The organism is Acidovorax sp. 107 (assembly GCF_003058055.1).
Classification (GTDB): Bacteria; Pseudomonadota; Gammaproteobacteria; order Burkholderiales; family Burkholderiaceae_C; genus Acidovorax.
Genome location: NZ_QBTZ01000001.1, coordinates 3,540,775 through 3,555,410, shown reverse-complemented (window position 1 = coordinate 3,555,410; position 14,636 = coordinate 3,540,775). Strand labels below are relative to the sequence as shown.

Sequence of the window (14,636 nt, the reverse complement as noted above, 5' to 3'; positions counted from 1 at the left end):
TACCCCTTACTTCTTGCGACGCGACACGATCATGATCTGTGTGCGCTTGTTGTTACGGGTGCGATAACCCTTGGTCAGATTGCCCCAAGGATCGACTGCATGGCGGCCTTCGCCGGTGCGGCCTTCGCCACCACCGTGAGGGTGATCCACCGGGTTCATGGCCACGCCGCGAACCGTGGGACGAATACCCATCCAGCGCTTCACACCGGCCTTGCCCAGTTGGCGCAGGCTGTGTTCTTCGTTGGCCACTTCACCAATGGTGGCGCGGCATTCGATGTGGATCTTGCGCACTTCGCCGGAGCGCATGCGCACCTGGGCGTACACGCCTTCACGGGCCAGCAGCGTTGCCGAAGCACCAGCCGAGCGGGCGATCTGAGCACCGGCACCGGGCTTGAGCTCGATGCAGTGGATGGTCGAACCCACGGGGATGTTGCGGATAGGCAGCGTGTTGCCAGCGCGGATCGGGGCTTCCGAACCGGACAGCAGGGTTGCGCCCACTTCCAGGTTGCGGGGAGCGATGATGTAGCGACGCTCGCCGTCGGCGTAGCACACCAGAGCGATGTGGGCCGTACGGTTGGGGTCGTACTCGATGCGCTCAACCTTGGCCGGAATGCCGTCCTTGTTGCGCTTGAAGTCCACCACACGGTAGTGGTGCTTGTGACCACCGCCCTTGTGACGGGTGGTGATGTGACCATTGTTGTTACGACCGGCCTTCTGGAATTGTGGCTCCAGCAGGGGGGCGTACGCTTCACCCTTGTACAGGTGGTCACGCGTGACCTTCACCACGGCACGTTGGCCGGGCGAGGTAGGTTTCATCTTAACGACAGCCATGATTACGCGGCCTCCCCGGAGAGGTTCAGCTCTTGACCTGGCTGCAGCGTGACGTATGCCTTGCGAACATTGTCGCGGCGGCCGACAGTCTTGCCGAAACGCTTGGTCTTGCCTTTGGTGTTCACCACAGAAACGCCCTTGACTTCCACCTTGAACATCAATTCCACAGCGGCCTTGATTTCGGGCTTGGTAGCGTTCTGCAGCACCTTGAACGTCACTGCATTGGACTTCTCGGCAACCATGGTGGCCTTTTCGGACACGATGGGAGCGACCAGCACTTGCATCAGACGACCTTCGTCAAACTTGAGTGTGCTCATGCGAACATCTCCTTGAGTTTGTCGATTGCACCCTTGGTGACGAGCACTTTCTTGAAACGCACCAGCGACACGGGATCGGCATAACGGGGCTCAACGACGAGCACGTTCACCAGATTGCGCGAAGCCAGGTACAGGTTTTCGTCCACTTCGTCGGCAATCACCATCACCGATTGCAGGTTCATCGCCTTGAACTTGTCGGCCAGGACCTTGGTCTTGGGGGAGTCAAGCTTCAGCGAGTCGACCACAGCCAGACGACCTTCGCGGGCCAGCTGCGACAAGATGGCAGACATACCGGCGCGGTACATCTTCTTGTTGATCTTCTGCGTGAAATTTTCGTCAGGCATGTTCGGGAAAATCCGACCGCCCCCGCGCCACAGTGGCGAGGAAGTCATACCTGCACGTGCGTTACCCGTACCCTTTTGCTTGAAAGGCTTCTTGGTCGAGTGACGGACTTGCTCGCGGTCCTTCTGGGCGCGAGTGCCTTGGCGTGCGTTGGCCTGGTAGGCCACCACGATCTGGTGGACCAGATCTTCGTTGTATTCACGACCGAACACGGTTTCGGGAACATCCAGCTTGGATGCGCCTTGGCCTTGGTCATTCAGGAGTTCGAGCTGCATTAGTTCGCTCCTTTGGAGGCTTTGGCCTTGATCGCTGGACGCACCGTCACGAACCCACCCTTGGAGCCCGGAATAGCGCCCTTGATCAAGAGCAGTTGACGCGCTTCGTCGATGCGGATGACATCGAGGTTTTGCGTGGTCTTGGTGACATCGCCGAGGTGGCCCGTCATGCGCTTGCCGGGGAACACGCGACCTGGGTCTTGTGCCATACCGATCGAGCCAGGCACGTTGTGCGAACGGCTGTTACCGTGCGACGCGCGCTGCGAGCTCATGTTGTGGCGCTTGATGGTGCCGGCGTAGCCCTTACCGATCGAAGTACCTTGCACGTCGACCTTTTGGCCCACGGCAAACACATCCGCCACGGGCACAGCGGCACCAGCGGCATACTTGCCGGCGGTTTCAGCGGTCACGCGGAATTCTTGGATGATTTCACCGGCTTCCACACCTGCCTTGGCAAGGTGGCCGGCTTCTGGCTTGGTCACGCGCGATGCTTTGCGCGAACCGAACGTGACCTGCAGGGCCACGTAGCCATCATTCTCTTGGGTTTTGATCTGGGTAACGCGGTTGTTGGACACATCCACCACCGTGACAGGCACTGCGTCCCCATCATCGGTGAACAGACGCATCATGCCCACTTTGCGACCCAGCAACCCGAGGGAGTTGCTCAGACTCATTGGTTTTCTCCAAAACTCTCACCGCCACAACTTCAATTGGCTGCAGCGTTTCCGCAAACTCTCGCTTGCGTGCATGAAAGAAGGTTAATAAAACTTCACCGATACGCGCCGTTTGACAGGCGAAAATCGAGCGAAGCCCTAAAGTATAACGCGAACTGCTTTTTCAAGCAAGTTCGCGTTATTTTCAGGCACTGCAAGACGGGCAAGCCCGCCTCACAGCAGCCGTTGCTGCATCACTGCAGCTTGATTTCGACGTCCACGCCGGCTGGCAGGTCGAGCTTCATCAGGGCGTCCACGGTCTTGTCCGTAGGGTCCACGATGTCCATCAGACGCTGGTGCGTGCGGATTTCGAGCTGGTCGCGGCTGGTCTTGTTGACGTGCGGCGAACGCAGGATGTCAAAACGCTTCATGCGCGTAGGCAGGGGCACGGGGCCCTTGACGATGGCGCCGGTGCGCTTGGCGGTGTCAACGATCTCAGCAGCGGACTGGTCGATCAGCTTGTAGTCAAACGCCTTCAGACGGATGCGGATTTTTTGCTTGGACATGGCAAGTTCCTTGTTCTGCTTGTGAATTAAGCAATGATCTTGGCCACGACGCCAGCGCCCACGGTACGGCCGCCTTCGCGGATAGCGAAGCGCAGACCTTCTTCCATGGCGATGGGGTTGATCAGCTTCACAGTGATCGACACGTTGTCACCAGGCATGACCATTTCCTTGTCGGCTGGCAGCTCGATGGCGCCAGTCACGTCGGTCGTGCGGAAGTAGAACTGGGGACGGTAGTTGTTGAAGAAAGGAGTGTGGCGGCCGCCTTCGTCCTTGCTCAGCACATACACCTCAGCCGTGAAGTGGGTGTGGGGCTTGATCGAGCCGGGCTTGCACAGCACTTGGCCGCGTTCCACGTCTTCACGCTTGGTGCCGCGCAGCAGCAGGCCGACGTTGTCGCCAGCTTGGCCTTGATCCAGCAGCTTGCGGAACATTTCCACGCCGGTGCAGATGGTCTTTTGCGTGTCGCGGATACCCACGATTTCGATTTCTTCGCCGACCTTGATGATGCCGCGTTCCACGCGACCGGTCACCACGGTACCACGGCCGGAGATGGAGAACACGTCTTCCACGGGCATCAGGAAGGCACCGTCCACAGCGCGCTCTGGCGTGGGGATGTAGGTGTCCAGGGCTTCGGCCAGCTTCATGATGGCTTCTTCACCCAGCTTGCCCTTGTCGCCTTCCAGGGCGAGCTTGGCAGAACCACGGATGATGGGGGTGTCGTCGCCTGGGAAGTCGTACTTGTCCAGGAGTTCGCGCACTTCCATTTCGACGAGTTCCAGCAGTTCTTCGTCGTCCACCATGTCGCACTTGTTCAGGAACACGATGATGTAAGGCACGCCCACTTGACGGGCCAGCAGGATGTGTTCGCGGGTCTGGGGCATGGGGCCGTCAGCGGCCGAGCACACCAGGATAGCGCCGTCCATCTGGGCAGCGCCGGTGATCATGTTCTTCACATAGTCGGCGTGGCCGGGGCAGTCCACGTGGGCGTAGTGGCGGTTGGCCGTTTCGTATTCCACGTGAGCGGTGTTGATCGTGATACCGCGGGCCTTTTCTTCGGGCGCAGCGTCGATCTGGTCGTAGGCCTTGGCTTCGCCGCCGAACTTGGCGGACAGCACCGTGGCAATCGCTGCCGTCAGCGTCGTCTTGCCATGGTCCACGTGGCCGATCGTGCCCACGTTGACGTGGGGCTTGGTGCGTTCAAACTTACCTTTTGCCATTTCAATTCTCCAAAGAGCAATCCCTGTGTAGTGGTTTTACGTCTGCATCTGGTTGCTGATTCACTCCGCACAGGGGACAGAGTGGCACCGGATCGCAGACAAAACAAAGCCCGGACCAGAAAGGCCCGGGCGAAGTGCTTACTTATTTGGCGCGTGCTGCCATGATGGCTTCAGACACGTTGCGAGGTGCTTCGCTGTAGTGCTTGAATTCCATCGAGTACGTAGCGCGGCCTTGCGTTGCGGAACGCAGGGTCGTGGAGTAGCCGAACATTTCCGACAGCGGCACTTCAGCGCGGATGGCCTTGCCACCGCCTGGGATGTCATCCATGCCCTGCACCATGCCGCGACGGCTGGACAGGTCGCCCATCACGTTACCGGCGTAGTCTTCAGGCGTTTCCACTTCCACGGCCATCATGGGTTCCAGAATGACCGGACCGGCCTTCTTGCAGCCTTCCTTGAAGCCGAAGATGGCAGCCATCTTGAACGCCAGTTCGTTCGAGTCCACATCGTGGTACGAACCGAAGTGCAGCGTGACTTTGACGTCGACCACGGGGTAGCCGGCCAGCACGCCTTGCGTGACGGCTTCGTTGATACCCTTTTCCACGGCCGGGATGAATTCGCGAGGAACCACACCGCCCTTGATCGCGTCGACGAACTCGATGCCCTTGCCGGCTTCGTTGGGTTCGATCTTGAGCACGACGTGACCGTACTGGCCCTTACCACCGGACTGGCGCACGAACTTGCCTTCGGCTTCTTCCACCGTCTTGCGGATGGTTTCGCGGTAAGCCACTTGGGGCTTGCCCACATTGGCTTCCACGCCGAATTCGCGCTTCATGCGGTCCACGATGATTTCGAGGTGGAGCTCGCCCATGCCGGAGATGATGGTCTGGCCGGATTCTTCGTCGGTCTTCACGCGGAAGGATGGATCTTCGGCAGCCAGACGCTGCAGTGCGATACCCATCTTTTCCTGGTCAGCCTTGGTCTTGGGTTCCACAGCTTGCGAAATCACAGGCTCAGGGAAAATCATGCGCTCGAGAATGATCTGCGAGTTCACGTCGCACAGGGTTTCGCCCGTGGTCACTTCCTTCAGGCCCACGCAGGCAGCGATGTCGCCGGCGCGAATTTCTTCGACTTCCTGGCGCTCGTTGGCATGCATCTGCACGATACGGCCGATACGCTCTTTCTTGCCCTTGATGGGGTTGTAGACGGTATCGCCCTTGGTCAGCACGCCGGAGTACACGCGCACGAAGGTCAACTGGCCCACGAACGGGTCGGTCATCAGCTTGAATGCGAGCGCAGAGAACTTCTCGCCGTCATCCGCCTTGCGGGTGACTGGATTCTCGTCGTCGTCGGTACCGGTCACGTCAGGAATATCCGTCGGCGCAGGCAGGTAGTCGATCACAGCATCCAGCATGCGCTGCACGCCCTTGTTCTTGAACGCGGTACCGCACAGCATCGGATGGATTTCTGTAGCGATCGTGCGCGTACGCAGGCCGAGCTTGATTTCGGTTTCGGAAAGGTCGCCCTCTTCCAGGTACTTGTTCATCAGCTCTTCAGAGGCTTCGGCCGCAGCCTCCACCATCTTCTCGCGCCATTCCTTGGCAGATTCCACCAAGTTGGCCGGGATGTCTTCGTAGCTGAACTTCATGCCCTGGGAAGCTTCGTCCCAGATGATGGCCTTCATCTTCAGCAGGTCCACCACGCCAGTGAACGTGTCTTCTGCGCCGATCGGAATCACGACGGGCACAGGGTTGGCCTTCAGGCGCAGCTTCATCTGGTCGTAGACCTTGAAGAAGTTGGCACCAGTGCGGTCCATCTTGTTCACAAAGGCCAGACGAGGCACCTTGTACTTGTTGGCCTGGCGCCAGACGGTTTCCGACTGAGGCTGCACGCCACCCACGGCGCAGTACACCATGCAGGCGCCGTCGAGCACGCGCATAGAACGCTCCACTTCAATCGTGAAGTCCACGTGGCCGGGGGTGTCGATGATGTTGAAGCGGTGCTCGGGATAGGTATTGTCCATACCCTTCCAGAAACAGGTCGTGGCAGCCGAGGTGATCGTGATGCCGCGCTCTTGCTCTTGCTCCATCCAGTCCATGGTGGCAGCACCATCGTGCACTTCACCAATCTTGTGGCTCACGCCCGTGTAGAACAGGATACGTTCGGTGGTCGTGGTCTTGCCAGCGTCAATGTGGGCCGAGATACCGATATTGCGGTAGCGCTCGATGGGGGTATTGCGAGCCATGGTGGATCCTTGATGGGTCGTATTGGAGAGGGTGTCGGGCAGCCATACTGGCAAGAAAGCCCGTCAATTTTGTGACTGCCTGAAATCGACACAAGGCTGCAGGCAAAACGCCAGCAGCCTTGGGCCTATATCAGGGCAAATCCGCGTTTTAGAAGCGGAAGTGGCTGAATGCCTTGTTAGCTTCGGCCATGCGGTGCACTTCGTCACGCTTCTTCATGGCGCCGCCACGGCCTTCGGTGGCTTCCAGCAGTTCGTTGGCCAGGCGTTGGGCCATCGACTTTTCACCACGCTTGCGGGCGGCTTCCTTGATCCAACGCATGGACAGGGCCAGACGACGGACAGGACGCACTTCCACGGGCACCTGGTAGTTGGCACCGCCGACGCGGCGGGACTTCACTTCCACCATGGGCTTCACGTTGTTGATGGCAACGGTGAAGGCTTCCAGAGGGTCCTTATCGGGGTGCTTCTTCTCGATCAGTTCCAGGGCACCGTAAATGATGCGTTCTGCAACAGCCTTTTTGCCGCCTTCCATGATCACGTTCATGAATTTGGACAGCTCTACATTGCCGAACTTGGGATCCGGCAGGATTTCACGTTTGGGGACTTCGCGACGACGTGGCATTTTTTACCTCTATCTTTGCTTCAGTTGGCATCTTTTCAGACACCGCGAGAGCCAATCTCTGGACTCCCACTTACTCGACCCGCGCAGAACACCTGCGTTTGGGGTCACTACGCTGCAACTCCGCGCCACGCGGAAAAACAGCACCGAAAATTTTTCAGACCAGAAGGCCAGGGCTTACTTGGCCTTTGGCTTCTTCGCACCGTACTTGGAGCGGGCTTGCTTGCGGTCTTTCACGCCTTGCAAGTCCAGCGAACCACGCACGATGTGGTAACGCACACCAGGCAAGTCCTTGACACGACCGCCGCGAACCAGCACCACGCTGTGTTCTTGCAGGTTGTGGCCTTCACCGCCGATGTAGGAGATCACCTCAAAACCGTTGGTCAGGCGCACCTTGGCGACCTTACGCAGAGCGGAGTTAGGCTTCTTAGGCGTCGTGGTGTACACACGGGTGCACACGCCACGGCGCTGTGGAGAGTTTTCCATCGCAGGGCTCTTGGACTTGGTCTTTTCGACCTCGCGCCCCTGACGGACCAGTTGATTAATGGTTGGCATGAAATACGTCCCTAAACGTGAATTTGCTTCGTGAAAGCGAAAACGTGAATCCCTTCGGAAATTCCGAAAAGCCTTCTAATGTAGCAGGATGCCCCCCGAAAGGCAAGCCTGCTGCGGCTTGTGGCGACCAAGGGCACTTGCTGCGGCCGCGATGACTAGCAGGCGCTGGCCGCCAAAAGGAGGCCAAAACCAGACCCGGCACCTGCCAGACCTGCGCAGCCAGCTATGGTTTCAGAAGTAGCCCCTTCACTTCTGCAACCCAGCGTTACTTGATCCAGAGGCGGATGGCGTCCCAAGCGCGGCCCAGGATGCCGGCCTGCTCCACCGCCTCCAGCGCCACCAGGGGCACTTCGCCGATGGACTGGTCGCCCAGCATGACCTTGAGGGTGCCGATGGCCTGGCCCTTGGTGTAGGGCGCGACCAGCGGATCGGGGCGGGCGATCTGGGTGGTGATCTTTCCGGCGCTGCCTGCGGGCACGGCGACCACGATGGCTTCTTCGCGGCCAATCTTCAGCACGCTGTCCTTGCCCTTCCAGACGGCAGGGGTCGCCACGGGCTTGCCCGCGTCAAACAGCTTGACCGCCTCGAACGCGGTGTAGCCCCAGTTCAGCAGCTTCTGACTTTCGTTCGCGCGCGCGTTTTCGCTCGCGGCACCCAGCACGATGGACAGCAGGCGGCGCTGGCCCACACCGGGGAATTCACGCTTGGACGTGGCCACCAGGCAGTAGCCTGCAGCGGCGGTGTGGCCGGTCTTGAGGCCGTCCACCGTGGGGTCACGGAACAACAGCGAATTGCGGTTGCTGCCATTCGATGCCGGGGTGCCAGGGTAGCTGTACTGCTTAGTGGAGTAATAGTGCATGTACTCCGGGAAGTCCTTCATCAGCCGCATGGCCAGCACGGAGAGGTCGCGGGCCGTGGTGGTGTGGCCGGGCTCGGTCAGGCCTTCGGGGTTCTTGTAGCTCGTGCCCTTCATGCCCAGCGCCTGCGCCTGGTCGTTCATGAGCTTGACGAAGTTCTCGGCCGTGCCACCCACGCCTTCGGCCAGGGCCATGGTGGCGTCGTTGCCAGACTGCACGATCATGCCCTTGATGAGGTCTTCGACCGGCACCTGCATCTTGGGGTCGATGAACATGCGCGAGCCGGGCATCTTCCAGGCGCGCACGCTCACGGGCAGCTTCTGGTCCAGCGCGATCTTCTTGGAGCGCAGCGCGTCAAACACCAGATAGCCCGTCATGAGCTTGGTGAGCGAGGCCTGCTCCACTGGCGCGTCGATGTCCTTGGCGGCCAGCACCTGGTTGGCGGTGACGTCCACCAGCAGATAGGTGCGCGCGGCGATTTCAGGCGGCTGGGGTGCCTGGGCAAAGGCGCCAAAGGCAGCCGGGGCCACCGCAGCAAAGACGGCCAGGGATCGCAACGCAGACAGGATTCGTTTCATGGGGCAGGAGGGGGCTGAAAAGGCTCGAAAAAGGGGTGGGGGAAAAGGCGGAAGAGGGAGGACAGCGGACGGCCGCAGCCAGTCCGGGCGGCGCCCCTCAGGCGCCCGATTGCAGGTGGCGGACCACCAGATTCTTCAGAAGCGGCAATTGTCCGTGAAAGAAATGCCCCCCCGCGGGGACGACTGTGACAGGCAGTATCTGGGGCCGGGCCCAGTCCATCACGGCCGACAGCGGCACGGTGTCGTCCTGCTCGCCGTGCACGACCAGCGTGCGCAGGTGGGCGTCGGGCGGCACCGGGGCCACCGTGAAGCGGCTGGCGGCCGTGCCGACCAGCACGGCCTTTTCCACGCGCTGCGTGGGCCAGAGGGCCTCCAGGGCATGGCTGGTGACAAACGCCCCGAAGGAAAACCCCGCCAGCGCCAGGGGTTGCCCCTCGGCGGCGGGCGCCACCTGCGCCACCACCGCCAGCAGGTCTTGCAACTCGCCCCGGCCTTCGTCGTGCACGCCAGCCGTGGCGCCCACGCCGCGAAAGTTGAAGCGCACCGCCGTCCAGCCACACTGCACAAACGCACGCGCCAGGGTCTGCACCACCTTGTTGTCCATGGTGCCGCCAAACAGCGGGTGGGGGTGGGCAATGATGGCGACGCCACGGGGCGCCGCGCCATCGGCCAGGGCGGCGCTGTCGCGCACGGCCTCGATGGCGCCTGCGGGGCCGGACAGGGTCAGGCGTTCGGTCTGGGCATTCACGGATTTGCTACTCAATCAATAGCAGCAGGGGCATGATCCACTAGCGCCTGCTGCCAAAATCGTTCCAAGACAGGGATGGAGCCTCGCTCAGCGGCCAAGTTCCGCTGGCGTGACCAGGCGTTCCACCACCTGGCCGTTCTTGAGGTGCGATTCGACGATTTCGTCGATGTCCGCCGCGTCCACATAGGTGTACCAGGTGCCTTCGGGGTAGACCACGGCCACAGGGCCGCCCGCGCAGCGGTCCAGGCAACCGGCCTTGTTCACACGGACCTTGCCGGCACCCGCCAGCCCGGCGGCCTTGACCTGGGCTTTGCAGCGGTCAAAACCCGCCTGCGCGTTGTGGTGGGCGCAACTGTCTTCCCCGTTGGTGCGCTCATTGAGGCAGAAGAAGATGTGGCGCTGGTAGTAACCGGGCGCTGCGGCCGGTGCGGAAGGGGTGTCGCTCATCCCTGCATTTTAAGGACCCCCGCCTGCCAGAGCGGGCGGAGCGCAGCCCCAAACCCCTGCGCGGACACACAGAACGCAAGGGGCCATCGCCCTGCGACTCAGGCGGCACTCTCTCTGCGCGACACCCGAAACACCACATACAGCAGCGCCAGGTAGGGCCACAGCCAGCCCAGCCACTGGCCCAGGCCGTAAAAGCGGATGAAGCGGCCCTGCTCCCAGATCTGCAGGGTCTGGGCAAAGTAGGCGCTGGTGGGCGCCTGGTTCAGCAGTGCCAGGTGCCAGGTCAGCGCCAGCAGCAACACGGCGGCGCAAGCCCGGCGCGGAAGGGCCAGCATCAGCAGCGCCAGCGCCAGCGCCGCCCACACGCCCACGCGCACGGGCAGGTCCATCCACTCCCAGGCGTGCACGGGGCCCCAGCTCAGCGCGGCGGACAGAGCGGTCAGGACAACCCCCACCCCGACCACCGCCAGCGCAAACAGCGCGCGCCGCCCCATCTGGCGGATCACACAGTAGCCCAGCAGACAGGGGATGAGCAGCCCCAGGGTGACGCACAGCAGTTCGCCACTGGGCGACAAGGGATCGAGCTCAGTCTCGCGCAGGGGCAGCCAGTCCAGAAACGGGGTGTCGGCCAGCAGGTCAATGAGCGCGGCTTCCAGCCGTTCCAGCACCTGGCCCAGGCCAAACGGCACGGCGGCCGGAAACAGCAGCGCCAGCGGCCACAGCGCCAGCAGCACCATGGCCCCCGAAGCGTCGGACACAAACCAGCGCGCCCTGAAGTTGCTCCAGCGGTCCAGCGCCCCCAGCCGCTCCAGCAGTGCGGCACTGAGCGCACCGGCCAGCGTGCCCAGCGCGTTGAGCGCCAGGTCCAGGTTGGAGGGCACACGCCGGGGCAGGTAGATCTGCAAAAACTCCATGCACAGCGACAGCAGCGTGCCCACCAGCGTGGCCAGCGCCACCGCCCACAGCACACGCCGCCAGCCCGATCGCAACAGGCCCAGCACCAACAAGAAGCCCAGGGGCGCGTAACCCACGATGTTGGTCACCACGTCAAACCCCGTCCAGTAAGGCGGGGGGATCCGTGCAAACAAAAAGACCAGGGGGTCGATGCCCTGTTCGCGCCACCCGTCAAACGGGAACAGGCTGGCAAAAACGATAAGCGCCGTGTACGTCAGCGCGAGCGGCCAGGCAGAGGTTTTGTGCATGCGCCCTCTGCGTCTCCGTCAGAAGGGCTTGACCACCACCAGCACCACGGCCACCAGCAGCAGCAGCACCGGCGCTTCGTTGAACCAGCGGAACCACACATGGCTGCGGCGGCTGGTGCCGTCGGCCAGCTTGCGCAGCAGCACGCTGCACGCGTGGTGGTAGCCGATGACCAGCACCACCACGGCCAGCTTGGCATGCATCCAGCCATTGCCCGGGCCCCGGCCAATGCCGTAGCCCAGCCACAGCCACAGCCCCAGCGCAATGGCGGGCACGGCCAGCAGGGTGGTAAAGCGCATCAGCTTGCGCGCCATGAGCAGCAGGCGGTCGCGCTCGGCGGCCGAGCCGGGCGCCACCATCGCCAGATTGACGAAGATGCGCGGCAAATAGAACAGGCCCGCAAACCAGCTGGCCACGAAAACGATGTGAAAGGCTTTGACCCAGAGCATGGGGGCAGTTTACGGGCCTACGCCGCTCTGACGGGTCAACCCCAAAAAAAAGCCCGGCAGATCCGCCGGGCCGGGAAAGCCTGTGCCGCATCGCTGCAGCCCAGGTCCCGCTCAGGGAGGAAAAGCGGGGGGCGGCAAGCCGCCCGGCCCCAATCTAGCACTGGGCCTGGGCGGTTACAAGCGGCTTTTCCACAGCGCGCCGGAGCGCCAACCCCCGCCGCCTGCCAGTGCCACCGGGGGTTCGGCTTGACCGGTTCAGCGGGCTGCGCCGCCCTCGCGCGTCAATGCACGGCGCCGCAGGGAGGGCTTCATAATCTGGTGATGCACCTCCAAAGCCCTGCCCCCTTCCCCCAGAACCGCCCCCGCCGCCTGCGCCGCGATGCCTTCACCCGCCGCCTGGTGCGCGAGAACGTGGTCACCGCCGACGACCTGATCTACCCCGTGTTCGTGCACGAGGGCACCAACCGCAGCGAGTCCGTGACCTCCATGCCCGGCGTGGACCGCCTGAGCTTGGACCTGCTGCTACCCGTGGCCGAGGACTGCGTGAAGCTGGGCATCCCGGTGCTGGCGCTGTTCCCGGCAATTGACCCGTCGCTCAAAACGCCGGACGGCAAGGAAGCCCTGAACCCCGACGGCCTGATCCCGCGCGTGGTGCGGGCGCTGAAGAAGGAATTCCCCGACCTGGGCGTGATGACCGACGTGGCGCTGGACCCCTACACCAGCCACGGCCAGGACGGCGTGCTGGACGAGACCGGCTACATCATCAATGACGAAACGGTGGAGATCCTCACCGGCCAGGCGCTCACGCATGCCGAGGCGGGCGTGGACATCGTCGCGCCCAGCGACATGATGGACGGCCGCATCGGCGCCATCCGCGAGGCGCTGGAAGTGCAGGGCCACATCCACACCCGCATCATGGCCTACAGCGCCAAGTACGCCAGTGCCTTCTACGGCCCCTTCCGCGACGCGGTGGGCACGCGCGGTGCCCTGGGCAAGGCCGACAAGAACGTGTACCAGATGGACCCCGGCAACAGCGACGAGGCCCTGCGCGAAGTGGCCATCGACATCGCCGAAGGCGCCGACATGGTGATGGTGAAACCCGGCATGCCCTACCTCGATATCGTGCGCCGCGTGAAGGACGAGTTCAAGGTGCCCACCTTCGCCTACCAGGTGAGCGGCGAGTACGCCATGATCAAGGCCGCGGCCGCCAACGGCTGGCTGGACCACGACGCCGTGATGATGGAAAGCCTGCTGGCCTTCAAGCGCGCCGGCGCCGACGGCGTGCTGACCTACTTTGCGCGCGACGTGGCACGCAAGCTGCAAAAATAATAGCTGTCAGCGCATATTCCACTAGCGCTACCGGCGCTTTTGACTGAAAACGGTGTCCATGCGCATCTTTCACATCCACAGCAGCGGCGTGCAGGAGCTCACCGCCCTGCCTGCCCAGATGCCGGCGCAGGGCTTTCTCTGGGTGGCCTGCGCCCGCCCGGCCTTCCAGGCGCGGCTGGCCGAGATCCAGGGCCGCCTGCAGGCGCTGATCGGGCTGCAGCTGGTGGACCTGCATGTGTCCGACCTGCTCAACGCGCAGTTGCCCTCGCACTACGACTACACCTCGCAGTACGACCTGCTGGTGTTCCGCCGCCTGGCCACGGTGCACAGCGACGCTGCAGCGCCTGGACAGCCTGCGCCTGCAGCCCCCGCTGCACCGGCCGCGGCGGCCGAGCCCGACAACCCCAACGCCCCCGCCAAACGCAGCGGCCCGCCCGTGCTGCGGCGCATCGACACCAGCCCCGTGGGGTTTGCGGTGTTCGACCAACTGCTGCTGACCGTGCACCCCACCGACTGCGCAGTGCGCGATGCCTACGCCACACGGTTGCTGGCGGCCACCCCGGCCAATGGCAATGGCAATAGCAATGGCACCAACGCCACCGCCAGCCATGCTGCCCACGGCAACGCCCACGCGGGCCCCGGCATGGGCGAAGGCCGCAGCAGCCCCATCTCGGGCTCGCGCCTGCCCACCAGCCCGGCCGACCTGATGCTGCGCGTGGTCAACCAGATGGTGGACGGCTACCTGGACCTGCGCCGCGAGCTCACCCGCCAGCTGGACCACTGGCAGACCGAGCTGCTCAAGCCCCGCGCGCGGTACGTGAACTGGACCTCGCTGCTCGAAGCGCGCCTGTCGCTGCACATGCTCGACGAGATCTGCGAAGACCAGCGCACCGCCGTGCAAGACTGGATCGACGCGCTGGAAACCTGGGCCTTGCCCGACACCCCCACCGGCCTGCGGGAGCTGGACCTGCTCAAGGTGCGCAGCCGCGACGTGCTGGAGCACATCGAGCGCGTGGTGCACCACGTGAGGCGCCTGGAGCAGAGCACCGAAACCGCCGTGCAGATGCACTTCTCGGTGCAGAGCAACCGCACCAACGACATCATGCGCACCCTCACGGCACTCACGGCCGTGTTTTTGCCGCTGAACCTGATCGCGGGCATTTTCGGGATGAACTTCGAGTTCATTCCGCTGGTGCACAAGGCCGATGGCTTCTGGTGGGCCATGGGGTCGATGGTGTTCATCGCGGTGGCCCTGGTGCTGCTGTTCTGGCGCAAGCGGTATCTGGCCAGGACGCGGTGACAACCCCCTGAGGCGCTGCGCGCCTTCCCCCTTCTCTCGACTCGCTAGCGATTCGGGAAGGGGGACACCGCCAGTGCGGCGGGGCGGCCCTTGCACGGCGGTCGCTGG

At 62.9% G+C, this 14,636-nt stretch carries 16 protein-coding genes; 2 read left to right on the top strand and 14 right to left on the bottom strand.

Annotation, left to right across the window (positions count from 1 at the left end; translation table 11 throughout):
* Positions 1–6: 6 nt before the first annotated feature.
* From rplB to C8C99_RS16515, 14 genes are all read right to left on the bottom strand, one after another.
* Entirely contained in the window at positions 7–831 is an 825-nt protein-coding gene (gene rplB, locus C8C99_RS16580; RefSeq protein ID WP_008906426.1) for a 50S ribosomal protein L2, read from the bottom strand.
* A gap of 2 nt (positions 832–833) precedes the next feature.
* The gene (rplW, locus tag C8C99_RS16575; RefSeq protein ID WP_007847815.1) at positions 834–1,148 is read right to left on the bottom strand and encodes a 50S ribosomal protein L23; all 315 of its coding nucleotides are present in this window, start codon (positions 1,146–1,148) and stop codon (positions 834–836) included.
* Positions 1,145–1,765: a 50S ribosomal protein L4 gene (gene rplD / locus C8C99_RS16570; RefSeq protein WP_008906425.1), complete on the bottom strand. Its 621-nt coding sequence runs from the start codon at positions 1,763–1,765 to the stop codon at positions 1,145–1,147. Before rplD ends, rplW begins: the two co-directional genes overlap by 4 nt.
* The gene (gene rplC / locus C8C99_RS16565; protein WP_056642809.1) at positions 1,765–2,439 is read right to left on the bottom strand and encodes a 50S ribosomal protein L3; all 675 of its coding nucleotides are present in this window, start codon (positions 2,437–2,439) and stop codon (positions 1,765–1,767) included. The genes rplD and rplC overlap by 1 nt, the downstream gene beginning before the upstream one ends.
* Before the next feature lie 233 nt (positions 2,440–2,672).
* The gene (gene rpsJ, locus C8C99_RS16560) at positions 2,673–2,984 is read right to left on the bottom strand and encodes a 30S ribosomal protein S10 (RefSeq protein WP_005796953.1); all 312 of its coding nucleotides are present in this window, start codon (positions 2,982–2,984) and stop codon (positions 2,673–2,675) included.
* Positions 2,985–3,010: 26 nt separating this feature from the next.
* Positions 3,011–4,201 carry an elongation factor Tu gene (gene tuf, locus C8C99_RS16555; protein ID WP_056642984.1) on the bottom strand — a complete coding sequence of 397 codons (1,191 nt, stop codon included), beginning with the start codon at positions 4,199–4,201 and terminating at the stop codon, positions 3,011–3,013.
* Between the two features lie 142 nt (positions 4,202–4,343).
* Complete coding sequence (gene fusA, locus C8C99_RS16550; protein WP_056642986.1) at positions 4,344–6,446, bottom strand: elongation factor G; 2,103 nt, start codon at positions 6,444–6,446, stop codon at positions 4,344–4,346.
* Between the two features lie 148 nt (positions 6,447–6,594).
* On the bottom strand, positions 6,595–7,068 hold the full coding sequence (gene rpsG / locus C8C99_RS16545; protein ID WP_005798541.1) for a 30S ribosomal protein S7: 474 nt from the start codon (positions 7,066–7,068) through the stop codon (positions 6,595–6,597).
* Between the two features lie 174 nt (positions 7,069–7,242).
* The gene (gene rpsL, locus C8C99_RS16540; RefSeq protein WP_015012185.1) at positions 7,243–7,620 is read right to left on the bottom strand and encodes a 30S ribosomal protein S12; all 378 of its coding nucleotides are present in this window, start codon (positions 7,618–7,620) and stop codon (positions 7,243–7,245) included.
* Between the two features lie 265 nt (positions 7,621–7,885).
* Entirely contained in the window at positions 7,886–9,055 is a 1,170-nt protein-coding gene (locus C8C99_RS16535) for a D-alanyl-D-alanine carboxypeptidase family protein (RefSeq protein ID WP_056642989.1), read from the bottom strand.
* 97 nt (positions 9,056–9,152) lie between these two features.
* Positions 9,153–9,803: an alpha/beta hydrolase gene (locus C8C99_RS16530; RefSeq protein ID WP_108626351.1), complete on the bottom strand. Its 651-nt coding sequence runs from the start codon at positions 9,801–9,803 to the stop codon at positions 9,153–9,155.
* An 87-nt stretch (positions 9,804–9,890) separates the two neighbouring features.
* The gene (locus C8C99_RS16525; RefSeq protein WP_015012182.1) at positions 9,891–10,250 is read right to left on the bottom strand and encodes a ferredoxin; all 360 of its coding nucleotides are present in this window, start codon (positions 10,248–10,250) and stop codon (positions 9,891–9,893) included.
* A 98-nt stretch (positions 10,251–10,348) separates the two neighbouring features.
* Positions 10,349–11,452: a VanZ family protein gene (locus C8C99_RS16520; protein WP_108626350.1), complete on the bottom strand. Its 1,104-nt coding sequence runs from the start codon at positions 11,450–11,452 to the stop codon at positions 10,349–10,351.
* A gap of 18 nt (positions 11,453–11,470) precedes the next feature.
* On the bottom strand, positions 11,471–11,899 hold the full coding sequence (locus C8C99_RS16515) for a CopD family protein (RefSeq protein ID WP_015012180.1): 429 nt from the start codon (positions 11,897–11,899) through the stop codon (positions 11,471–11,473).
* A 321-nt stretch (positions 11,900–12,220) separates the two neighbouring features.
* Here C8C99_RS16515 and hemB point away from each other — a divergent pair, with 321 nt between their 5' ends.
* Entirely contained in the window at positions 12,221–13,228 is a 1,008-nt protein-coding gene (hemB, locus tag C8C99_RS16510) for a porphobilinogen synthase (protein ID WP_108626349.1), read from the top strand.
* 58 nt (positions 13,229–13,286) lie between these two features.
* A complete protein-coding gene (locus tag C8C99_RS16505) occupies positions 13,287–14,528 on the top strand; it encodes a magnesium transporter CorA family protein (protein WP_199226441.1) in 1,242 nt (413 codons plus the stop codon).
* Positions 14,529–14,636 lie beyond the last annotated feature (108 nt).